The organism is Streptomyces sp. NPDC058157, from assembly GCF_042884105.1.
Classification (GTDB): Bacteria; Actinomycetota; Actinomycetes; order Streptomycetales; family Streptomycetaceae; genus Streptomyces.
The window spans coordinates 12,057-34,212 of sequence record NZ_JBHVUQ010000076.1 but is presented as its reverse complement, the minus strand read 5'-3'; the positions used below and the strand labels follow the sequence as shown (position 1 = coordinate 34,212).

Annotated in this window: 17 protein-coding genes and 1 pseudogene; 17 read left to right on the top strand and 1 reads right to left on the bottom strand. The window is 73.3% G+C overall.

The window, feature by feature from the left end; genetic code table 11:
• From ACFVXK_RS20175 to ACFVXK_RS20125, 11 genes and pseudogenes are all read left to right on the top strand, one after another.
• A pseudogene (locus ACFVXK_RS20175) lies at nucleotides 1-579 on the top strand (hypothetical protein); the annotation flags it as partial.
• A 108-nt stretch (nucleotides 580-687) separates the two neighbouring features.
• Nucleotides 688-1,848 carry an agmatine deiminase family protein gene (locus tag ACFVXK_RS20170; RefSeq protein ID WP_389613497.1) on the top strand — a complete coding sequence of 387 codons (1,161 nt, stop codon included), beginning with the start codon at nucleotides 688-690 and terminating at the stop codon, nucleotides 1,846-1,848.
• Between the two features lie 83 nt (nucleotides 1,849-1,931).
• Nucleotides 1,932-2,513, top strand: coding sequence for a helix-turn-helix domain-containing protein (locus tag ACFVXK_RS20165; protein WP_365154942.1), 582 nt, complete (start codon nucleotides 1,932-1,934; stop codon nucleotides 2,511-2,513).
• A gap of 229 nt (nucleotides 2,514-2,742) precedes the next feature.
• Nucleotides 2,743-3,447: an urease subunit gamma gene (gene ureA, locus ACFVXK_RS20160; RefSeq protein WP_389613495.1), complete on the top strand. Its 705-nt coding sequence runs from the start codon at nucleotides 2,743-2,745 to the stop codon at nucleotides 3,445-3,447.
• Nucleotides 3,444-5,192: an urease subunit alpha gene (locus tag ACFVXK_RS20155; protein ID WP_389613493.1), complete on the top strand. Its 1,749-nt coding sequence runs from the start codon at nucleotides 3,444-3,446 to the stop codon at nucleotides 5,190-5,192. The genes ureA and ACFVXK_RS20155 overlap by 4 nt, the downstream gene beginning before the upstream one ends.
• 95 nt (nucleotides 5,193-5,287) lie before the next feature.
• Complete coding sequence (locus ACFVXK_RS20150) at nucleotides 5,288-6,301, top strand: agmatine/peptidylarginine deiminase (protein ID WP_389613491.1); 1,014 nt, start codon at nucleotides 5,288-5,290, stop codon at nucleotides 6,299-6,301.
• An 87-nt stretch (nucleotides 6,302-6,388) separates the two neighbouring features.
• Nucleotides 6,389-8,053: an ABC transporter substrate-binding protein gene (locus tag ACFVXK_RS20145; RefSeq protein ID WP_389613489.1), complete on the top strand. Its 1,665-nt coding sequence runs from the start codon at nucleotides 6,389-6,391 to the stop codon at nucleotides 8,051-8,053.
• Nucleotides 8,050-9,012 carry an ABC transporter permease gene (locus ACFVXK_RS20140; RefSeq protein WP_389613488.1) on the top strand — a complete coding sequence of 321 codons (963 nt, stop codon included), beginning with the start codon at nucleotides 8,050-8,052 and terminating at the stop codon, nucleotides 9,010-9,012. The genes ACFVXK_RS20145 and ACFVXK_RS20140 overlap by 4 nt, the downstream gene beginning before the upstream one ends.
• Nucleotides 9,009-9,863 (top strand): ABC transporter permease, encoded by an 855-nt coding sequence (locus ACFVXK_RS20135; RefSeq protein ID WP_389613486.1) that lies wholly within the window; start codon nucleotides 9,009-9,011, stop codon nucleotides 9,861-9,863. Before ACFVXK_RS20140 ends, ACFVXK_RS20135 begins: the two co-directional genes overlap by 4 nt.
• Complete coding sequence (locus ACFVXK_RS20130; protein WP_389613485.1) at nucleotides 9,860-10,861, top strand: ABC transporter ATP-binding protein; 1,002 nt, start codon at nucleotides 9,860-9,862, stop codon at nucleotides 10,859-10,861. The genes ACFVXK_RS20135 and ACFVXK_RS20130 overlap by 4 nt, the downstream gene beginning before the upstream one ends.
• Nucleotides 10,851-11,681: an ABC transporter ATP-binding protein gene (locus ACFVXK_RS20125; protein ID WP_389613484.1), complete on the top strand. Its 831-nt coding sequence runs from the start codon at nucleotides 10,851-10,853 to the stop codon at nucleotides 11,679-11,681. Before ACFVXK_RS20130 ends, ACFVXK_RS20125 begins: the two co-directional genes overlap by 11 nt.
• A gap of 59 nt (nucleotides 11,682-11,740) precedes the next feature.
• Here the strand turns inward: ACFVXK_RS20125 and ACFVXK_RS20120 are convergent, their stop codons facing one another.
• A complete protein-coding gene (locus ACFVXK_RS20120) occupies nucleotides 11,741-12,412 on the bottom strand; it encodes a TetR/AcrR family transcriptional regulator (protein ID WP_389613483.1) in 672 nt (223 codons plus the stop codon).
• A 157-nt stretch (nucleotides 12,413-12,569) separates the two neighbouring features.
• On the opposite strand from ACFVXK_RS20120, the gene ACFVXK_RS20115 reads away from it, so the two are divergent.
• From ACFVXK_RS20115 to xdhC, 6 genes are all read left to right on the top strand, one after another.
• On the top strand, nucleotides 12,570-13,733 hold the full coding sequence (locus ACFVXK_RS20115) for an agmatine/peptidylarginine deiminase (protein WP_389613482.1): 1,164 nt from the start codon (nucleotides 12,570-12,572) through the stop codon (nucleotides 13,731-13,733).
• Nucleotides 13,734-13,906: 173 nt separating this feature from the next.
• A complete protein-coding gene (locus ACFVXK_RS20110) occupies nucleotides 13,907-15,433 on the top strand; it encodes an alpha/beta fold hydrolase (protein ID WP_389613480.1) in 1,527 nt (508 codons plus the stop codon).
• Between the two features lie 12 nt (nucleotides 15,434-15,445).
• Nucleotides 15,446-17,053 carry an alpha/beta fold hydrolase gene (locus ACFVXK_RS20105; RefSeq protein WP_389613478.1) on the top strand — a complete coding sequence of 536 codons (1,608 nt, stop codon included), beginning with the start codon at nucleotides 15,446-15,448 and terminating at the stop codon, nucleotides 17,051-17,053.
• 363 nt (nucleotides 17,054-17,416) lie between these two features.
• On the top strand, nucleotides 17,417-18,955 hold the full coding sequence (locus tag ACFVXK_RS20100) for a xanthine dehydrogenase small subunit (RefSeq protein ID WP_389613476.1): 1,539 nt from the start codon (nucleotides 17,417-17,419) through the stop codon (nucleotides 18,953-18,955).
• Entirely contained in the window at nucleotides 18,952-21,321 is a 2,370-nt protein-coding gene (xdhB, locus tag ACFVXK_RS20095) for a xanthine dehydrogenase molybdopterin binding subunit (protein ID WP_389613474.1), read from the top strand. The genes ACFVXK_RS20100 and xdhB overlap by 4 nt, the downstream gene beginning before the upstream one ends.
• On the top strand, nucleotides 21,314-22,132 hold the full coding sequence (gene xdhC, locus ACFVXK_RS20090; RefSeq protein WP_389613472.1) for a xanthine dehydrogenase accessory protein XdhC: 819 nt from the start codon (nucleotides 21,314-21,316) through the stop codon (nucleotides 22,130-22,132). The genes xdhB and xdhC overlap by 8 nt, the downstream gene beginning before the upstream one ends.
• Nucleotides 22,133-22,156: the final 24 nt, after the last annotated feature.

The following is a 22,156-nucleotide window of genomic DNA, read 5'->3' as shown; positions in this document are numbered from 1 at the left end:
GCCCCCGCGCCGGCCCCCGGCCGCCGGGCGGCGCGCCGCGGGCGGCGGCTGCCCGCCGTGGCCGGGGCGGTGGCCGTGACCCTGCTGGTCTGCGGCGGGGCCGCGTACTACCTGGACGGCCCGGACGAAGGGGCCACCGCATCCGCCGAGGACCAGGTACCGGCGGACGGGGAGCCCGCCGAGCGGCCGTCCCCGTCCCCCACGCCCACCCCCTATCCGGCCGCGTACACGCAGGTCGAGCTGACCGCCCCCGACACCGGCTACGAGTTCGACCTGAAGGCCGGGAAGGTGGTGCCCGCCGACTCCGCCACCTGGTTCCTCGCGCGGGACGCCCAGTCCTTCGTGCCCTCCGAGGAGTCCGACTCCTTCGTCTCCGACGGCAAGGCGCTCACGGTCCCCGCCTGCCTCCACGGCATCGAGACCAAGCCCGTCACCGCCCTGCCCTTCACCGCCCTGGCGGGGGAGCGTCCGTTCTGCGTCCGCAGCCCCGACCGGCGCGAGCTGGCCGTCGTCCGGCTGCGCAAGGCGGCCGCCGCGGGGCCCGTCACGATCGTCGTGGACCAGTACCACCTGGGCTGATCCGAAGGCACCCGCGCGGAACCCATTCCTCCCTCATCCCTTGACTGAATTTTCAGTTAACGCAAGGATGCCGATCAATCCCCGCCCCTTCCTCATCAGGGAGCCCCCATGGAATCGCCCACCACCTCCCGTCGCAGGCTGCTCCAGCTCGGCGCGGCGGCCCTGCCGCTCGCGGCCCTCGGCTCGGCCCTCCCCTCCGCCCTGGCCCGCGCCGCGGGCGCCCCGGCCGGGCTGACCATGCCCGCCGAGACCGACGCCCACGTCCGTACCTACATGGCCTGGCCCGCCCTCTCCCGGGTCTGGGGCAGCAGCGGACTGGCGAACGTGCGCGCCGACATCGCGAACGTGGCCCACACCATCTCCCGCTTCGAGCCGGTCGTGGTGCTGGCCCGCCCCGGCCAGGCCGCCGACGCCCGCTACCAGTGCGGCCGGGGCGCCCGCTACGCCATCGACGTGATCGAGATACCGGTCGACGACCTGTGGATCCGCGACTTCGGCCCCACCTTCCTGGCGGGCCCGGGGGCCGTCGCCGGCGTGGACACCAACTTCAACGGCTGGGGCAAGACGGGCACCACGTACGCCCAGCCCTACGCCAACGACGCCGCGGCCGCCGGCATCCTCCTCGGCGAGTACGCCGTGAACCGGATCCAGGCGGGCTTCACCGGCGAGGGCGGCTCGCTGGAGACCGACGGCGAGGGGACCCTGCTGGCCACCGTCAGCTCCCTGGTGAACCCCAACCGCAACCCGGGCATGACGCAGGAGCAGGTGGAGCAGGAGCTGAAGACGGCGCTCGGCATCCAGAAGGTCATCTGGGCGCCGGGCCTGGCGGGCGCGGACATCACCGACTGCCACATCGACTGCCTGGCCCGCTTCACGGCCCCGGGCAAGGTCATCCTCGACCAGCCCGGACCCGGCACCGACCCCAAGTGGGTCGCGGTCTACGAGGAGACCAAGAAGGTCCTGGCGGCCGCCACCGACGCCCGGGGCCGCCGGTTGGCCGTCACCGAGCTGCCCGGCCCGGACCGCAAGAAGATCACCGGCAGGGGGGACGAGTTCCTGTCGAGCTACACGAACTACTACACCCCGAACGGCGCGGTGATCGCCCCCCGCTTCGGCGACGCCTACGCGGACGGCGTGGCCTACGCCGTCCTGCAGGCCGCCTACCCCGGCCGGGAGGTGGTCCAGGTCGTCATCGACGGCATCGCGAGCGGCGGCGGCGGCATCCACTGCGCCACCCAGTCGCACCCGGCCGTCCCGCCGGCGGTCTGATGGCCGCCGTCCCCCGGCAGGCCCGCCGGTCCGGGGACGGGCCGCGTGCGCCCGTGGCCGAACGCCCCGGTAAGGTGCGGGTCATGGCGTCTCGCAGCACTCAGATCCTCGAAGCGGCCGCCCGGGTGATCGCCCGGCGCGGGGTCCGCGGGCTGCGCGTGGAAGAACTCGCGGCCGAGGCCGGGGTGTCCACGGCCCTGATCTACTACCACTTCAAGGACCGTACCGGGGTCCTGCGCCAGACCCTCGAGTTCATCAACGACCGGGCCGAGCGCTACACCACCGACCGCGACCCGGACGCCCCTCCCCTCACCCCGCGGGAGGAGCTGGACGAGACGCTGCTGCTGGAGCTCCAGGACACCGTGGAGGTCCGGGAGAACAGCTCGGCCTGGGGTGAGCTGCGGGCCAGCGCCGTCTTCGACGAGGTGCTGCGCGAGGACCTCGCCCGGGCCACCCTGGTGTGGGTCCAGGAGGTCGCCGCGCTGCTGGGGCAGGTCCAGCCCATGGCCACCGCCTCCTCGCTCGCCGCGGCCGCCGAACGCCTCACCGCCCTGCTGGAGGGCCTGAGCATGCGCTGGCTCAGCGGCGGGATCCGGATCGGCCACGCGCGCGAGCTGATGCGCGGTGCCATCGACGCCGAGCTGGCCGGACTCCAGCGCTACTGAGGGGTCCCCCCTCGCTCCTCCCCACCCCGGTGGGCCGCCCCGGCCTGCCCGGACGCGACCGCGCGGTCACCGCGTGTCCTGTCCTGCCGTAGGCCGGGGCCTTTCCTCGTCGTAACTCTTGACTGAATTTTCAGTCAGTGCCACAGTTCCTCGCGTCGCCCGGAGTCATCCGCGGGCCGGCGCAATCCAAAGGAATGATCATGAACGTTTCCCGTAGGCGGTGGTCCCCGTGCCGCTGACACCCACCGAACGCGACCGGCTCCTGCTGTTCGGCGCCGCCGAGCTGGCGCGGGCCCGGCGTGCGCGGGGCCTGCGGCTCAACGTCCCGGAGGCCACCGCCCTGATAGCGGACACGGTGTGCGAGGCCGCCCGCGACGGGGTCCGCCTCGCCGAGGCCCTCGCACGCGGCCGCTCCGTCTTGGGCCCCGACGACGTGCTGCCGGGGGTGGTGGACATCGTGACCGAGGTGATGGTCGAGGCCGTCTTCGAGGACGGCACCCGCCTCGCGGCGGTCGGCGACCCCTTCGGGGCGCAGCCCCGGGACGACGGGGCCCCCGGCGCCGTCCTGCCGGGCGCCGACACGGTCGACGAGCCGGAGCCGGTCGTCCACCTGCGGGTGCGCAACACCGCCGCCGTGCCGGTGAGCGTGACCTCCCACTTCCACTTCTTCGAGGCGAACCCCCGCCTCGACTTCGACCGGGCCGCGGCCTACGGCATGCGGCTGTGCGTCCCCGCCGGCTCCTCCGTGCGCTTCGACTCCGGCGCCGTCGTCGAGGTCGGCCTGGTCCCGATCGGCGGCGCGCGGATCGCGATCGGCTTCGCCGGACTGGTCGACGGCCCCCTCGACGCCCCCGGCGCCAAGGCGGAGGCCCTGGTCCGCGCCGCCGCCTGCGGCTACCTCGGTGCGGTGGCCCCGGAAGGGAGTGCGGCATGAGCAGGCCGTCCCGCCACAGCGACCACTGCGCCCCCGGCAGCCGGCACATCGACCCGTACGAATACGCCACGGTGCACGGCCCCCGCGCGGGGGACCGGGTCCGGCTCGGCGACTCGGGGCTCGTCGTCCGGGTGGAGTCGGACGCGCAGAAGCCCGGTGACGAGTTCCTGGCCGGTTTCGGCAAGACCGCCCGCGACGGCCTGCACCTCAAGGCCGCCGCCGTCCGCGAGACCTGCGACGCGGTGATCACCAACGTCCTGGTCATCGACGCCGTCCTCGGGATCCGCAAGGTCTCCATCGGCATCCGCGAGGGCCGCATCCACGCGATCGGCCGGGCCGGCAACCCGGACACCCTCGACGGGGTCGACGTCGTCATCGGAACCGGCACGACGATGATCTCGGGCGAGGGCCTGATCGCCACGGCGGGCGCGGTCGACACCCACGTCCACCTGCTCTCCCCGCGGATCATGGAGGCCTCGCTCGCCAGCGGCGTCACCACGATCATCGGCCAGGAGATCGGGCCCGCCTGGGGCGTCGGTGTGAACTCGCCCTGGGCGCTCAAGCACGCCTTCAACGCGTTCGACGCCTGGCCGGTGAACATCGGCTTCCTCGCCCGCGGCTCCTCCTCGGACGCCGCGCCCCTGGTGGAGGCCCTGGCCGAGGGCGGCGCCTGCGGGTTCAAGGTGCACGAGGACATGGGCGCCCACACCCGGGCCCTGGACACCGCCCTGCGCGTGGCGGAGGAGCACGACGTGCAGGTGGCCCTGCACAGCGACGGCCTCAACGAGTGCCTCTCCGTCGAGGACACCCTGCGTGTCCTGGAGGGCCGCACGATCCACGCGTTCCACATCGAGGGCTGCGGGGGCGGACACGTCCCCAACGTGCTGAAGATGGCGGGCGTGCCGAACGTGATCGGCTCCTCCACCAACCCGACCCTGCCCTTCGGCCGGGACGCGGTCGCCGAGCACTACGGCATGATCGTCTCCGTCCACGCGCTGAAGACGGACCTGCCGGGCGACGCCGCCATGGCCCGCGACCGGATCCGCGCCGGGACGATGGGGGCCGAGGACGTCCTGCACGACCTGGGCGCCATCGCGATCACCTCCTCCGACGCCCAGGGCATGGGCCGCGCCGGCGAGACCATCCGCCGGACCTTCGCCATGGCGGGGAAGATGAAGGCCGAGCTCGGCCCGATGGAGGGGGACGCCGAGGGCGACGACAACGCCCGCGTCCTGCGCTACATGGCCAAGCTGACGATCAACCCGGCCATCGCCCACGGCCTGGCCCACGAGATCGGCTCCATCGAGGTCGGCAAGCTCGCCGACATCGTGCTCTGGCGGCCGCCGTTCTTCGGTGCCAAGCCGCAGATGGTGCTCAAGTCCGGCTTCCCGGCGTACGGGGTCACGGGCGATCCGAACGCGGCCACGGACTGCTGCGAACCCCTGGTCCTGGGGCCCCTGTTCGGCGCCCACGGCGCCGCCCCCGCCGATCTGTCCGTCGCCTTCGTCAGCCGCGCCGCCGCCGAGTCAGGTTCCTTCGGCGCCCCGTACGACGCCCTGGGCACCCGGCGCCGCAGGGTGGCCGTCCGCGGCACCCGGGGGATCGGACCCGGGAGCATGATCGGCAACGCCCGCCTGGGAGACGTCGACGTGGACCCGCGCAGCGGCCTCGTCACCCTCGACGGGGAGCCCCTGCGCTCCGAGCCGGCGGACCGGGTCTCCCTCAACCGGCTCTACTTCCTCTGAGGTCGGCCGACGCCCCCGCTTCATCACGATTCCGCTCTTGACTGAAATTTCAGTTCGGTGGAAGACTCCGCCGACCAATGGAAATGAGACACCTGATGGCTGAATACCGTATGCCCGCCGAGTGGTCCGCACACGACGGCTGCCTGATGGCCTGGCCCGTCCGAGAGGACCTGTGGGGCAGCGTCCTGGCCGACGTCAAGGAGGAGTACGCGGCCGTCGCCCGCGCGATCTCCGCCTTCGAGCCCGTCACCATGGTCGCCCCGCCCGGGTTCGCCGAGGACGCCCGCAGCCACTGCGGGGACGGCGTCACCGTCATCGAGGTGCCGCAGGACGACTCCTGGTTCCGCGACTCCGCCCCGCTGTTCGTCCTCGACGGGGACGGCCGCCGCGCCGGCGTGGACTTCCGCTTCAACGCCTGGGGCGGCAAGCACCACCCCTTCGACTCCGACGACCGGATCAGCGCCCTGCTGCTGGAGCACCTCGGGGTCGACCGGATCCACTCCGAGATGATCCTGGAGGGCGGGGCCCTCACCGTCGACGGCGAGGGCACGCTGATCACCACCGAGCAGTGCCTCCTGCACCCCAACCGCAACCCCGGCATGACCCGCGAGGAGATCGAGGACGAGCTGAAGGCCCGCCTCGGCATCACCAAGGTCATCTGGCTGCCCTACGGCGGCCTGCGCGACACCGAGACCGACGGCCACGTGGACGGGGTCTGCGCCTTCGCCGCGCCCGGCACCGTCGTCATCTCCCTGCCCTCGGACCCCACCCACCCCGACTACGCCCGGATGCGCGCCAACCGCGCCGTCCTGGAGGCCGTCACCGACGCCCGGGGCCGCCGCCTGGAGATCATCGAGATCCCGCAGACCGCGTTCACCGACCTCGCCGACGGCGAGATCGAGGTGTCCTACATGAACTACTACATCGCCAACGGCGGCGTCGTGGTCCCGGTGGCCGGGGTGCCCCAGGACGAGGACGCCCTCGCCGTCATCGCCTCGGCCCACCCCGGCCGCAAGGTCGTCGGCGTCCGCGCGCTCGCCATCGCCTTCGGCGGCGGCGGGGTCCACTGCATCACCCAGCAGATCCCCTCCGTGCCCGCCGCCGGCTGATCCCCGGCCCTGCCGCTCCAGGCGGACCGCCCGCCCCGGCGGTCCGCCCGCTCCTCCCCCCAACCCTCACGGACAGAGAGCGCGACGATGACCACCTCCCCACCCCGGACGAGCAGACGCCCCCGCATCCGCCTGCGGACCGCAGCCGCGGTCACCGCCGTCCTGACCTCCTGCGCCCTCCTCGCGGCCTGCTCCGGCCCGCCCAAGGACCAGGCCGCCGGGGGCGTCACCGACGTCAAGCTGTCGCCCTCCACCCCGGAGGCGCGCGGCGAGATCGACTCCTTCACCTGGGCCGTCTACGCCGAACCGCCCACCCTCGACTACACGGCGGCCTTCGACTACCCCCAGAACACCGTGCTCTCCAACGTGTGCGAGAGCCTCATGCGCTGGACCCCCTCGCTCACCACCGAGCCAGGTCTGGCCCGGCAGGCGACCAACCCCGACCCCACCACCTGGGTCTACGACCTGCGCCCCGGCGTCCGCTTCCACGACGGCCGGGAGATGACCGCCGACGACGCCGTCTTCAGCCTCGCCCGGCAGATGGACCCCCAGAACGCCGCCGCCTGGGCCCAGGTCTTCCAGAACGTCGCCTCGATCACCAAGACCGGCCCGCTCCAGGTCACCGTCAAGCTCAAGAAGCCCGACTCCCAGTTCCCCCAGTACATGGCCACCGCCGCCGGAGTCGTGGCGTCCAAGGCCACCGTCGAGGCCGCCGGCAAGGACTACGGCACCACCGGGGACCTCGGCTGCACCGGCCCGTTCAAGCTCGGCACCTGGACCAAGGGCCAGTCCATCGAGCTGGACCGCTTCGACGGCTACCGCGGCACCAAGGCCAAGTCCAAGAAGGCCGTCTTCCGCATCCTCACCGACCCCTCCGCCCGCACCAACGCCCTGCTCAGCGGCGAGGCCGACGGCGGCTACCTGATCCCCACCGAGAGCTACGCCCGGCTGCGCGACAGCGGGGCCGGCAAGCTGTACTTCGGCGAGGGCCTCAGCACGGTCAACGTCAACATCACCAACATGAAGGGCCCCCTCGGCGACGTCCGCGTCCGCCGGGCCCTGTCCCTGGCCCTGGACCGCACCGGCTTCGTCAAGGCCGGACTCGGCGGCGCGGGCACCGCCACCAACTCCCTCACCACCCACGCCGCCTGGGCCGCCGCCCCCGAGCGCACCCTGAAGACCGCCTTCGACGGCCTGCCGCCCACCGGCCAGGACATCGAGAAGGCCAAGGCCCTGGTCAAGGAGGCGGGCGCCACCGGCAAGACCCTCACCGTCGCCACCAGCTCCATCGGCCAGGACGTCTCCCTCCTCGCCACCGCCGTCCAGGCGGCCGGCACGCAGATCGGCCTGGACATCCGGCTGAAGACGATCGCCCCGAACGCCTTCACCGCCCTGTTCACCGACCCCCAGGCGCGCGAGGGCATCGACATGTTCCCGCTCACCTACTACGACTCGATCACCGACCCGCTCGACCTGCTGGTCAACTTCAAGACCGGCGCCTACCTCAACTTCGGCGGCTACAGCGACCCGGAGTACGACCGCCTCGTCGACCAGGCCACCGCCGTCTACCCGGCGGAGGAGCGCCTTGACATCGCCGCCAAGCTCCAGCACCAGGCGTCCGAACAGCTGCTGTGGATCCCCGTCGCCGAATGGCCCACCGCCCTGTTCATGAACAAGCGGATCACCGGCGCCCCCACCACCATCTCGTACATGTACTACCCGTGGGCCGCCGACGTGGGGGCCGCGCAGTGAGCTTCCTCAGGTTCGCCGTACGACGGGTGGCGGAGATGGCCGCCACCCTGCTCGTCGCCTCGTTCGTCGTCTTCGGGGCCCTGTACCTGGCCCCGGGCAACCCGGCGAGCTTCCTGCTCGCCGGCCGCTCCGCCTCCCCGGAGGCCCTCGCGGCGATCAACGCCCAGTACCACCTGGACGACCCCTTCCTCGTCCGCTACCTGCGCTGGCTGGGCGACGTGCTCCACGGGGACTTCGGCCGGTCCATCACCTACCGCACCGACGTCTCGCGCCTGCTCGCCGACCGGCTGCCCACCACCCTGGTCCTGATCGCGATGTCGCTCGTCGTGGTCGTCGCCGTCGGCCTGCTCCTCGGCCGGATCGCCGCCGTTCGCGGCGGGGCCACCGACTCGGCCATCCTCGTCACCACCACCTTCGCCGTCGGCACCCCGTCCTTCGTCGCGGCGGTCCTCCTCCAGGGCCTGTTCGCCGTCAACCTCGGCTGGTTCCCCAGCAGCGGCACCGGCGAAGGCGGCTTCGGCGACCTCCTGTGGCACCTCGTCCTGCCCTCGGTCGCCCTCGCGCTGTACCTGATCGGCATGCTCGCCCGGGTCACCCGCTCCGCCATGCTCGAAGCCCTCGACAGCGAGCACGTCACCGTCGCCCGCAGCCGCGGCGTCCCCGAGCGCCAGGTCATCCGGCGGCACGTCTTCCGCAACTCGCTGGGCACCGTCCTGACCACCGGCGGCCTGATCGTCTCCACCCTGCTGGTGTGCACCATCCTCGTGGAGACCGCCTTCAGCGTCGGCGGCATCGGACAGCTCCTCGAACTGTCCACCACCACCAAGGACTTCCCGACCGTCCAGGCCATCTCGCTGATCATCGTCGCCCTCTTCATGACCGTGAACCTGCTCGTGGACCTGGCCCTGCCCCTCGTCGACCCCCGGGTCACCCTCGGATCCAGGAGGGCCGCCACATGACCGCCGTACTGACCCGCAGACCGGGCCTGGCCCGGCTCCGCGCGGCAGGCTCCCCGCTCCACCTGGCCTGCCTGGCGTTCGTCGCCCTCGTCGTCCTCGCCGCCCTGCTCGCACCCTGGCTCGCCCCGCACGACCCCAACACGGTCGACCTCGGCGACGCCCTCGCCGCGCCCACCGCCGGCCACCCCTTCGGCGTGGACGCCGCCGGCCGCGACACCCTCTCCCGGCTGCTGCTCGGCGCCCGGACCTCCCTGCTCGGCCCGCTGGGCGTGGTCGTCTTCTCCACCGTCGCCGGCATCGCCATCGGCACGGCCGCCGCCTGGCGCGGCGGCTGGCTCGACTCCGTCCTCTCCCGCAGCACCGAGCTGGTCTTCGCCTTCCCCGGCATGCTGCTCGCCATCCTGATCATCTCCGTCTACGGCGAGGGGCTGCTCGCCCCGGTCCTCGCCCTGGCGGTGGCCTACACCCCCTACGTCAGCCGCCTCACCCGCTCCCTGGTCCTGGCCGAACGGGCCCGGCCGTACGTCAGCGCCTACCAGGTCCAGGGCCACTCCGCCCTCCAGATCTGCCTGCGCCACGTCCTGCCGAACATCGCCCCCGTCGTCCTCGCCCAGTCCGCCATCAACTTCGGCTACGCCCTCATGGACCTCGCCGGCCTGTCCTTCCTCGGACTCGGCGTCCCGGCCCTCACCCCCGACTGGGGCCGCATGGTCTTCGACGGCCAGACCGCCATCCAGCACGGCTACCCGCTGTCCGCGATCCTGCCCTGTGCCGTGATCGTGCTGACCGTGGTCGCCTTCAACGTGGTGGGCGAGCGCTGGGCGGACCGCGTCGCCAGGAGAGACCGATGAGAACACCGAACACCTCCGGCCCCGCCCTCGACATCCAGGGGCTGCGGATCAGCCTCCCCGGCACCGCCCGGCCCGTCCTCGACGGGGTCGACCTCACCGTCGGCGCGGGCGAGACCGTCGCCCTCGTCGGCGAGTCCGGCTCGGGCAAGTCCCTCACCTCCCGCAGCGCGCTGCGGCTGCTGCCGCCCCGCGCCACCGTCGAGGGGAGCGTCCGGGTCGCCGGCCGGGACGTCCTCACCCTGGACGCCGCCGGGCTGCGCGCCGTACGGGCCGGCACGGCGGCCATGGTCTTCCAGGACCCCCGCGCCGCCGTCAACCCGCTGCGCCGGATCGGCGACTTCCTCACCGAGAGCGTCACCCTCACCGGGGCCATGGGCCGTGACGCGGCCACCGCGCGGGCCGCCGAACTCCTGCGGGCCGTCGGCCTGGACGAGTCCGTCCTGCGCAAGTACCCCGGCCAGGTCTCCGGCGGCATGCTCCAACGGGTCGTCATCGCCGCCGCCCTCATGGGCGACCCGGCGCTGCTGCTGGCCGACGAACCCACCACCGCGCTCGACGTCACCAGCCAGGCCGAGGTCATCTCCCTGCTGGCCGCCCTGCGCGAACGCTTCGGCACCGGCCTGCTGTTCGTCACCCACGACCTCGACCTCGCCGCCGCCATCAGCGACCGGGTCTACGTCATGTACGCCGGCCGGATCGCCGAGACCGGCCCCGCCGAGGCCCTCTTCGCGGGCCCCCGGCACCCCTACACGGCGGCCCTCCTCGCCTCCACCCCGCGCATGGACGGCCCCCGGGGCCGTCTCGCCGCCATCGCCGGCCAGCCGCCGGACCTGCGCCAGGAACTGCCCGGCTGCGCCTTCGCCGCCCGCTGCCCGCTCGCCACGGAGGTCTGTGACCAGCGGGCCCCGCAGCCCGCCGCCGCCCCGGGGCGGCCGGAGCACCTGGCCGCCTGCCACCACAGCGACCGGCTCGAAGGGAGCGCCGTCGATGCCCGATGACCTGGACGCCGTGCGGAACACGGGAAACGTACTGGAGGTCAGGGGACTGAGCCGCTCCTACGGGGCCGTGCGCGCCGTGGACGACGTGTCCTTCGGCCTGCCGGCCGGCGGCTCGCTGGGGATCGTGGGGGAGTCGGGTTCCGGCAAGACCACCACCGCCCGGATCATCGTCGGCCTGGAACGGGCCGACGGCGGAGAGGTCCTGGTCGGCGGCCGGTCCAGGACCGCCCGGGGCGGCGGAGGCGGCAGGGCCGCACGGCTGGCCCGCGCCCGGGAGGTGCAGATGGTCTTCCAGGACCCCTACCTCTCCCTGGACCCCCGCACCAGCGTCGAGGCGGCCCTGCGCGAACCCCTGCGCCTGCACTTCCCCGGCCGCGACCACACCCGGCGGGTCCGCGAGCTGCTCGACCAGGTCGGCCTCGGCACCCGGGCTGCCGACGCCCTGCCCCGGCAGCTGTCCGGCGGTCAGCGCCAGCGCGTGGCCATCGCCCGGGCCCTGGCCGTCGAACCGGCCGTGCTCGTCCTGGACGAGGCCGTCGCGGCGCTCGACGTCTCCGTACAGGCGCAGATCCTCAACCTGCTCGCCGACATCAGGGAGCAGACCCGGATCGGGTACCTCTTCATCACCCACGACCTCGGCGTCGTACGGTGCGTCACCGACGAGATCGTCGTGATGCGCCGGGGCCGCATCGTCGAGGCGGGGACCACGGCCGAGGTGCTCGCGGCGCCCGGGCACGCGTACACCCGGCTGCTCCTGGAGTCGGTCCCGCGCCCGGGCTGGGACCCGGAGGCGATCGCCGCGGCCCGCAGGGCCCTCTAGCCGGGGGAGCGGGGGAGCGGGGGAGCAGGGGGAACCGGGGGAACCGGGGGACGGGGGGCTCAGGCGCCGGCGGCGAGCGTGCGGATCAGTGTCCGCAGGACCGGCTCGCCGCCGTCGCCCGGGACGGCCCCCGCGTCGGCCCCCGTGCCCTCCGTGCCCCCCATGGACTCCATGGCCGCCAGGCCGTCCACCGCGGCGGCCACCGCCAGGCCCAGCGGACGGGGGTCCAGGCCCCCGCCGCGCTCGTCGGCCAGCACCTGGAACAGGGCGACGAAACAGGCGCGCCAGCGCCGGTACTCGGCTTCCAGCCCCTCCCGCACCCGCACGTCGTTCAGGGCGTGCCAGTGCAGTGCGGAGTGGAGGTGGGAGAGCTCCGCGCCCTCGGGCCGGCCCAGCAGCTCCACCACCCGCTCCGCGCGCTCCGCGAACGTGCCGGGGCCGGACACCGCCTCCTCCAGCGGGCTGATCCACTCCGGGTGGATGTCGGTGATCACCGCCAGGATCAGCTCGGTCCGGTCCTGGAAGTGGTAGTGGCACATCCCGTGCGAAACCCCGCTCAGCGCGGCCACGTTGCGGGTGGTGAACCGTTCGCTCAGCTCGCCCGCCAGCAGGGTCCGCGCGGCGGCGACCAGGCGTGCCCGGGTCTGTTCGCCCTTGGCCGAGACCCGCGGCCGGGCGGCCCGTGCGGGCGGGCCGGAGGGGAGCTCGGAGTGCTGTGCGGAAGCCGACATGGGCGTCACTCTAACCAGGCTCCACCGCGCCACCTGGGGTTTTCCCCGATCTGCCGGAAGAACCCTGTCGGAACTATTGACCGAGCGCTTGGCCAGTTCTAGCTTTCCGGCCAACCCCACTTTCCGCGTGGGCAGTTGGAGCATCGGAGGAACCCTCATGAACGACCACGTGGTGAACCGGCCCGAGGGCGCGGCCATGGGCAGACGCAGATTCCTGACGGCGGCCGCCGCCACGGGAATCGCGGCCGCCGCGGGCCTCGCGGCGTCCGAGGGCCTGGCCCGGGCCGCCTCCGCGCCCCGCCCGGCCGCGGCGGGCACGTTCCGCGTACCGGCCGAGGACGTCCGCCACACCCGCACCTGGATGGCCTTCCCGGACAGCAGCTCCATCTGGGGCAGCACGCTCTCCGGGGTCCAGGCGGACATCGCGCTCATCGCCCGGACCATCGCCAAGTACGAACCCGTCTACCTCTGCGCCAACTCCGCGAGCGCCGCCAAGGCCCGCTCCCTGGCCGGTCCGACCGTCACCGTGATCACCTCGATCCCGGTCGACGACTGCTGGATGCGCGACAGCGGCCCGGTCTTCCGCACCGACGGCGCCGGCGGCCTCGACGCCGTCGGCCTGAACTTCAACGGCTGGGGCAACAAGCAGACCCACGCCCGCGACGCCCTGGTCGCCGGCCGGATCGCCGCCTACGCGGGGGTCCCCTTCACCGCCGCCGGGGTGGTCGGCGAGGGCGGCGCGGTCGAACAGGACGGCGCCGGCACCCTGATGGCCACCCGCAGCAGCCTCGTCAACAAGAACCGCAACCCGGGCGCCTCCCAGGCGCAGATCGAGGCGGCCCTGCGCACCGCCTACGGGGCCTCCAAGGTCATCTGGTTCGACGGCGTGGTCGGCCAGGACATCACCGACGACCACGTGGACGCGACCTCCCGCTTCCTCGCCTCCGGCCGGGCCGTGGTCCAGATGCCGCTGTCCACGGACACGGACGCCTACGCCAAGGACGCCCGCCAGCAGTACCAGGTCCTGTCCGCCGCCACGGCCGCCGACGGCACGCGCATGGCCGTCGACCAGATCCAGGGTCCCGACTACAACAAGATCCGCTCGACGAACCGGGACTTCCTCGCCTCGTACGCCAACTACTACCTCTGCAACGGCGCCGTGATCTCGGCCCACTTCGGCGACACCCGCGCCGACGCGGCCGCCCGGGCCACCCTCGCCCGCCTCTACCCGGACCGCACCGTCGAGCAGCTGAACATCGACCGCCTCGGAACGGGCGGTGGCGGCATCCACTGCGTCACCCAGCAGCAGCCCGTCCCGTAGCGCACCCGGCGGCCCAGGCGCCCGCCGGGCGTCCGGTGGCAGTCCCCGGCCACCGGCCGTCCGGCATGCGTCCGTCCGGGGTACCCGGTAGCGTCGAAGACGCAGGTTCCACCCGACCGCCGGGCGCCGCCCGCCACGGGCAGCCGCGGATCCCGGCCGAGGAACGGGATCCCATGGCCAAGCACACCCGTCACGCGGCCGCCGCCGCGGCCGCCCTGCTCTGCCTGACGGCGGTCGCGGCGTCACCGGCCGGCCGGACCCCCACCCCGGCGGCACCGGCGCGGTTCGTGCCCGGTCCCTGCCCCAAGACGGCCGAGCCGGTCCCCGAGCTGGCCAAGGCGCGCTGCGGACTCCTGGAGGTCCCCGAGAACCGGGCCCGCCCCGGCGGCCGGACCCTCAAGCTGGCCGCGGCGGTCATCCCGGCCGCATCGGCGAAGCCCGCCGCGGAGCCGGTGGTCTTCATGGCGGGCGGCCCCGGCGGCGAGACCTTCGACGACATCCCGTTCCTGACCGCGTCGGGCGTGAACCGGGACCACGACCTGATCATCATGGCGCAGCGGGGCAACCGCTACGACCAGCCGAACCTCGCCTGCCCCGAGGTGGACCGCTTCAACGCCCGCTACGTGGGCCTCGGTTACGACTCGGCGCAGGCGAAGACCCAGATGCTGGAAGCCTTCAGGCAGTGCCGCGACCGGCTGGCGGCCGACGGCACCGACCTCGGGGCCTACAACACCGTCGAGAACGCGGCCGACTTCGCCGACCTGCGCACGGCCCTCGGCATCGCGCGGTGGAACGTCTACGGCTACTCCTACGGCACCAACCTCGCCCTCACGCTCCTGCGCACCCACCCCGAGGGGATCCGCGCGGTGGCGATCGACTCGGTCACGCCCCCGCAGACCGTGGTCCTGCCCTGGGGCTGGCCCAGCGCACAGGAGGGCATCGGCGCCATCCTCGACGCCTGCGCGGCCCAGCCGGCCTGCAAGAGCCGCTACCCGGACCTCCGCAAGACCCTGGACGAGCAGGTCGCCAGGCTGGAGGCCAAGCCGCTGACGCTGACCGCCCGGCCGCCGAAGGGCGGGGCCCCGGTGAAGGTGGTCCTCGACGGGGGCGCCCTGCTCAACGTGCTCGTCGCCAACACGATCAAGCCGGTCGACGTCCCGGCGGCGATCGACGAGCTGGCCCACGGGAACCCGGAGCGCTTCGCCCGGGCCCGGGCCGTCGACGCCGTCCCGGCGACCGGCATGACCGCGCACGGACTGACCGAGTCGGTGGCCTGCGCCGAATGGACGCCGGGGGTTTCGGAATCCGACGTCCTGAACGCGGGCCGCAAGGCCTTCCCGGGCTGGCCGGACACCGTCCTGGCCCAGACACCGCAACTGCCCTTCCAGTTCGACGTGTGCCGGACCTGGAACGTTCCCGACCGTGCCGCGCAGCAGCGGGTGGCCGCCGTGAGCTCCGTACCCGTCCTCCTCCTCTCCGGGACCTTCGACCAGAAGACCGGCTCGGAGTTCGCGAAGGACGCCGCCCGCACGCTGTCCCGTTCGACCTCCGTGAAGATCCCCGGCGTCACCCACTGGGTGGTACCCCAGTCACCCTGCGCGGCGAAAGTGCTGGCTTCGTTCCTCGCCCGCCCCACCGCCCCCGACACCGGCTGCGCGGCCGGCCTGAAGCCGGCTCCGTTCACCATCACCCCGAAGTGACCGGGAGGACCGATGACCCGCACTCACGCGTCCCGCCCCCGTCGCACCGCACGACGGCCGCACGCCCCCTCCGCCGGGCTGGCGGCGGCCGGCCTGCTCCTCACCGGCCTGTTCGGCGCGCCCGTCCAGGCGTACGGCGCCGCGACACCGGGCCCGGCGGCCCCGCTCGGCACGGTCGCCGGGACGGCCGGCGACGCCCGCTACACACCGGGCGCCTGCCCCAGGACACCCGAGCCGATCGCCGAGCTCGACGGGGCCCGCTGCGGGACCCTCACCGTGCCCGAGAACAGGACCAAGCCGAACAGCCGGAAGATCACGCTCGGGGTGGCGATCGTGCCCGCACTCGCCGTCAAGCCCCAGCCCGACCCCGTCGTCTGGCTCGCCGGAGGCCCCGGGGACGACGCCGTCGGCGAGGCCAAGATGGCCGTCGACGGCGGCCTGAACCGCGACCGCGACGTGATCTTCATGTCCCAGCGCGGCACGTACTCGGCCGACCCGGCGCTCACCTGCCCGAACATCGACGAGTTCAACGCCCGCGCGACCGGACTCGCCTCCGACTCGCCCGAGACCGAACGCCTCCACGTCCAGGCCACGAAGGCCTGCCGCGACCGGCTGACCGGCCTCGGGGCCGACCTCGGCGCCTACAACGACACCGAAAGCTCCGCCGACCTCGCCGACCTGCGCACCGCGCTCGGCGTCCCGCAGTGGAACCTCTACGGCATCTCCTACGGCACCCAGCTGGCGCTCGTCACCATGCGCCTGCACCCGCAGGGAATCCGGTCGGTCGGCATCGACGGCATCCTGCCGCCCTCCACGGCAGGCGAGGCCCTGACCTGGAGCGCCGCCAAGCAGGGCTTCGACGGCCTGTTCAAGGCCTGCGCCCAGCAGCCCGCCTGCAACGACCGCTACCCGAACCTGCCGGCCACCTTCGAACGCCTCGTGCGCGAACTCCAGGCCAAGCCGGTCACCACCACCGTCACCCTGCCCGACACCCACAAGAAGGTGAAGGTGGTCCTGGACGGCACGGCCCTGGTGACCTGGCTGACCTCCGCCACCCACGTCGCGACCCAGGTGCCCCGGGCCCTCGACGAGCTGGACCACGGCAAGCCCCAGCGGATCGCCCAGCAGTGGTCGGTCGGCAAGTACGCCCCCCAGGCCGTCGGCCGGACCTCCCACGGGCTGGTCTACGGCGTCTTCTGCAGCGAGTGGACCCCGTACGAGGCCAAGGACGCGGCCGTGCGCGGCGGCGAGGAGGCCTTCCCGGACTTCCCGCGCTCCGTCCAGTCCCAGTCCCCGCAGCTGGCCTACCTCCACCAGGACTGCGACGCCTGGAACGTCCCCGCCGCCCCCCGCTCCATCAGGGACGTCACCACGAGCGACATCCCCACCCTGGCCATCTCGGGCGGCTTCGACTCCCAGACCGGAGCGGCCAACGGCCCGTACGTCGCCCGCACCCTGAGCCGGGCCACCGTCGTCACCGTCCCGTACGAGCCGCACGTGGTCTTCGCGACCTCGAAGTGCGCCCAGACCATCGCCGTCTCCTTCTTCGACACCCCGACGGCCCCCGACACCCGATGCCTCAAGGGCCTCCAGCCCCCGGCCTTCGACACCGCCCCCTGACCCGCCGGCGCCGGAACCGTCCTGAGTGACGTCGGACCACATGGCGGAACGCATGCTTGACCGATCAACCTGCGGCGACGTAGCTTCGGGCCGAACGACTCGTGAGCTCAGGGAAGGAGGCGACGTCGCATGCCGACCGTCTCCGCGCCGCTGCGCCCCGCCCACGAGGTCGCCTGGGCCCCCGGCCGTGTAGCCCACGGCTGCTGAACGGCCCCTCCCTCCCGGTGCGCCCGATCGCGGCCCCGGGCCCCCTTCTCCCCACACACCGCCTGCGGTACGCCGACGCGTGCCGACGTGCGCTCCCCGGGCTCCCCGACGCCCGGTCCTTCGAGCTGCGCCACCGAAAGAGAAAGCTCCTGAAATATGGCGACGAGTACACCCACACCCTTTATCACGGTCAACGGGAAGGACACCCCGCTCGCACCGGCCGCCCCCCACACCACGGCCCTGGACTTCCTGCGTGAGCGCGGGCTGACCGGCACCAAGGAGGGCTGCGCCGAGGGCGAATGCGGGGCCTGCTCGGTCCTGGTGGCCCGGCCCGGTGTCGACAAGCCCACCGACTGGGTGGCCGTCAACGCCTGCCTGGTCCCGGCCGCGGCCCTCGACGGCCAGGAGGTGATCACCTCCGAGGGCCTCGCCACCCCCGGCGAGCCCGGCACCGCGCCCGCCCTGCACCCCGTGCAGGAGGAGATGGCGGTTCGCGGCGGCTCGCAATGCGGCTACTGCACCCCGGGGTTCGTGTGCAGCATGGCCGCCGAGTACTACCGTCCCGGCCGCTGCGCCCACGCCACCCCGGCCGAGGACGCCGACACCGGGCACGGCCCCGACCACGGCCACGGCGACCACGACCACGGCGACCCCAAGCACGGCGACCCCGAGCACGGCCCGAACGGCTTCGACCTGCACGCGCTGAGCGGGAACCTGTGCCGCTGCACCGGCTACCGCCCCATCCGCGACGCCGCGTTCGCCGTGGGCGCACCCGCCGCGGACGACCCGCTCGCCCGGCGCCGCGAGCAGTCCCCGCCCGCACCGGCCGCCACCGCCTACACCCGCGACGACAGCAGCTTCCTGCGGCCGGGCACCCTCGCCGAAGCACTGGAGCTGCTGCGCGAGCGGCCCGGGGCGGTCGTCGTCGCCGGCAGCACCGACTGGGGCGTCGAGGTCAACATCCGCTCCCGCCGGGCCCCTTGCGTCATCGCCGTCGACCGGCTGCCCGAACTGCGCACCCTGCACCTCGGATCCGACCACGTCGAGATCGGTGCCGCGCAGACCCTCACCGAGATCGAACGCCGCCTCGAGGGCGCCGTGCCCCTCCTGGCCGAACTCTTCCCCCAGTTCGCCTCGCGCCTCATCCGCAACAGCGCCACCCTCGGCGGCAACCTCGGCACCGGCTCGCCCATCGGCGACAGTCCGCCGGTCCTGCTCGCCCTGGAGGCGTCGGTGGTCCTCGCCGGCGCCGACGGGGAACGCGAAGTCCCCCTCGGCGACTACTTCACCGGCTACCGGCAGAGCGTGCGCCGCCCCGGCGAGCTGATCCGCGCCGTACGCGTCCCGCTGCCGCTGTCGCCCGTCACGGCCTTCCACAAGATCGCCAAGCGGCGGTTCGACGACATCTCCAGCGTCGCCGTCGCCTTCGCCCTCGACATCCAGGACGGCACCGTCCGCAAGGCGCGCATCGGCCTCGGCGGCGTCGCCGCCACCCCGATCCGCGCCCTCGCCACCGAGGCCGCCCTGGAGGGCAGGGCCTGGACCGCCGAGACCGCCGAGGCCGCGGCCGAGGTGCTGCGGTCCCAGGGCACCCCCATGGACGACCACCGCGCCAGCGCCGGGTACCGCTCCGCGATGCTCGGCCAGAGCCTTCTCAAGCTGTACGCCCAGACCACCGAGGCGGTGTCTTCGTGAGCCAGTTGTCCCAGCGACCCGAGAAGCCCGCCGTCGGACTTCCCCTGCCGCACGAGAGCGCGAGCCTGCACGTCACCGGCGCCGCCCTCTACACCGACGACCTGATCCACCGCACCAAGGACGTCCTGCACGCCCACCCGGTCCAGGTGATGAAGGCCCACGGCAGGATCACCGCCCTGCGCACCGGGGCCGCGCTCGCCCTGCCGGGCGTGGTCCGCGTCCTGACCGCCGCCGACGTGCCCGGCGTCAACGACGCCGGCATGAAGCACGACGAACCCCTCTTCCCCGACACGGTCATGTTCCACGGCCACGCCGTCGCCTGGGTGCTCGGCGAGACCCTGGAGGCGGCCCGGCTCGGTGCGGCGGCCGTCGAAGTGGAACTCGACGAACAGCCCTCGATCGTCACGCTGTCGGAGGCGATCGCCGCCGAGAGCTTCCACGGCGCCCGGCCCATGATGCTGGCCGGCGACGTCGACGCCGGGTTCGCCGACTCCGTCCACGTGTTCACCGGCGAGTTCCAGTTCTCCGAGCAGGAGCACTTCTACCTCGAGACCCATGCGGCGCTGGCCCACATCGACGAGTCCGGGCAGGTCTTCGTCCAGAGCAGCACCCAGCACCCCTCCGAGACCCAGGAGATCGTCGCCCACGTCCTCGGCCTGCACAGCCACGAGGTGACCGTGCAGTGCCTGCGCATGGGCGGCGGCTTCGGCGGCAAGGAGATGCAGCCGCACGGATTCGCGGCCGTGGCCGCCCTCGGCGCCCAGCTCACCGGCCGGCCCGTGCGCGTACGCCTGAACCGGACCCAGGACCTGACCATGTCGGGCAAGCGGCACGGCTTCCACGCCGCCTGGAAGATCGGCTTCGACGCCGAGGGCCGCATCCAGGCCCTGGACGCCACCCTGACGGCGGACGGCGGCTGGAGCCTGGACCTGTCCGAACCGGTGGTGGCCCGGGCCCTGTGCCACATCGACAACACCTACTGGATCCCCCACGCCCGCGTCGCCGGCCGCATCGCCAAGACCCACAAGGTCTCCAACACCGCCTTCCGAGGCTTCGGCGGCCCCCAGGGCATGCTCGTGATCGAGGACATCATGGGCCGGTGCGCGCCGCTGCTCGGCCTCGACCCGATGGAACTGCGGGAGCGCAACTTCTACCGGGAGGGCCAGCACACCCCCTACGGGCAGCCGGTCACCCACCCCGGACGGATCTCCGCCGTCTGGGACCAGGTCAAGGAGAACGGCGGCCTGGCCGACCGGCGGCGCGAGATCGCCGCCTTCAACGCCGCGCACCCGCACACCAAGCGGGCCCTCGCGCTCACCGGCATCAAGTTCGGCATCTCCTTCAACCTCACCGCCTTCAACCAGGGCGGCGCACTCGTGCTGATCTACAAGGACGGCTCGGTCCTGATCAACCACGGCGGCACCGAGATGGGCCAGGGCCTGCACACCAAGATGATCCAGGTGGCCGCGACCGCCCTGGGCATCCCCCTGCACAAGGTGCGGCTGGCGCCGACGCGCACCGACAAGGTGCCCAACACCTCCGCCACCGCCGCCAGCGCCGGCGCGGACCTCAACGGCGCTGCCGTGAAGAACGCCTGCGAGCAGCTGCGCGCCCGGCTGCTGGAGGTGGCCGGCACCCAGCTGGGCGTCAACGCCTCGGACGTGCGCATCGTCGAGGGCGTCGCCCGCGCCCTGGGCAGCGACCGGGAACTGGCCTGGGACGACCTCGTGCGCACCGCCTACCTCCAGCGCGTCCAGCTCTCGGCGGCCGGCTTCTACCGCACCGAGGGGCTGCACTGGGACGCGAAGGCCTTCCGGGGCTCGCCGTTCAAGTACTTCGCCCACGGCGCCGCCGCCACCGAGGTGGAGGTGGACGGCTTCACCGGCGCCTACCGCATCCGGCGCGTCGACATCGTCCACGACGTCGGCGACAGCCTCTCCCCGATGATCGACATCGGCCAGGTCGAGGGCGGCTTCGTCCAGGGCGCGGGCTGGCTGACCCTGGAGGACATGCGCTGGGACACCGGCGACGGCCCGAACCGCGGCCGGCTGCTGACCCAGGCCGCCAGCACCTACAAGCTGCCGAGCTTCTCGGAGATGCCCGAGGAGTTCCACGTCACGCTGCTGACGAACGCCACCGAGGAGGGGGCGGTCTACGGCTCGAAGGCGGTCGGCGAGCCCCCGCTGATGCTGGCGTTCTCGGTGCGCGAGGCGCTGCGGCAGGCCGCCGCGGCGTTCGGGCCCGCCGGGGCCGCCGTGGAACTGGCCTCCCCGGCGACCCCGGAAGCGGTGTACTGGGCGATCGAGGCGGCCCGCGCCGCCGGGACCTCCCGCACCGTCGCCACGAGCGCCCTGAGCAATGCCTGACCTGACCTGGGTGGCCGCGGTCGCGCGGCTGCGGGCGCGCCGGGAACCCGGCGCGCTCGTGACCGTCGCGACCGTGCGCGGCCACGCCCCCCGCAAGGCCGGCGCCAAACTCGTCGTCGGACGGACCGAGACCTGGGGCTCGATCGGGGGCGGCAACATCGAGGCCGTCGCCGTCGACCGCGCCCGCGAGGTGCTCGCCACCCCCGACGCGGAACCGGAACTGATGGAATTCGCCCTCAACGACAAGGTCACCGGCCGGCACGGCGTGCAGTGCTGCGGCGGAGCCGTCAGCGTCCTGCTCGAACCCCTGCCGGTGGTCCCGGCGGTGGCCGTCTTCGGGGTCGGGCACGTGGGCCTCGAACTGGCCCGCATCCTGGCCCGCTTCGACCTCGACCTCCACCTGGTCGACACCCGCCCCGGCCAGCTCACCGACGAGCGGCTCGCCGTGCTCGCCGACGCGGTGGCGCAGGTCCACGTCCACCACACCCCGCTGCTTCCGGAGGAGGTCCTCGCCGATCTGGCCCCCGGCACCCACGTCCTGATCATGACCCACGACCACGCCGAGGACGCCGCCCTGTGCGACGCCGCCCTGCGCACCCCGGGTCTGGGCACGATCGGCCTGATCGGCTCGGCCGCCAAATGGGCCCGCTTCCGCCACCGCCTGTCCACCGAGGGCGGCCACGACGACGCGACGATCGACCGGATCAAGACCCCGATCGGCCTGACGGAGATCACCGGCAAGGAACCCGCCGCGATCGCGGTCGGCGTCGCAGCGGACCTCCTGCGCACCTTCACCCACGACCGCACCTGACCCCCGGCCCCCTTCCTTCCGTCC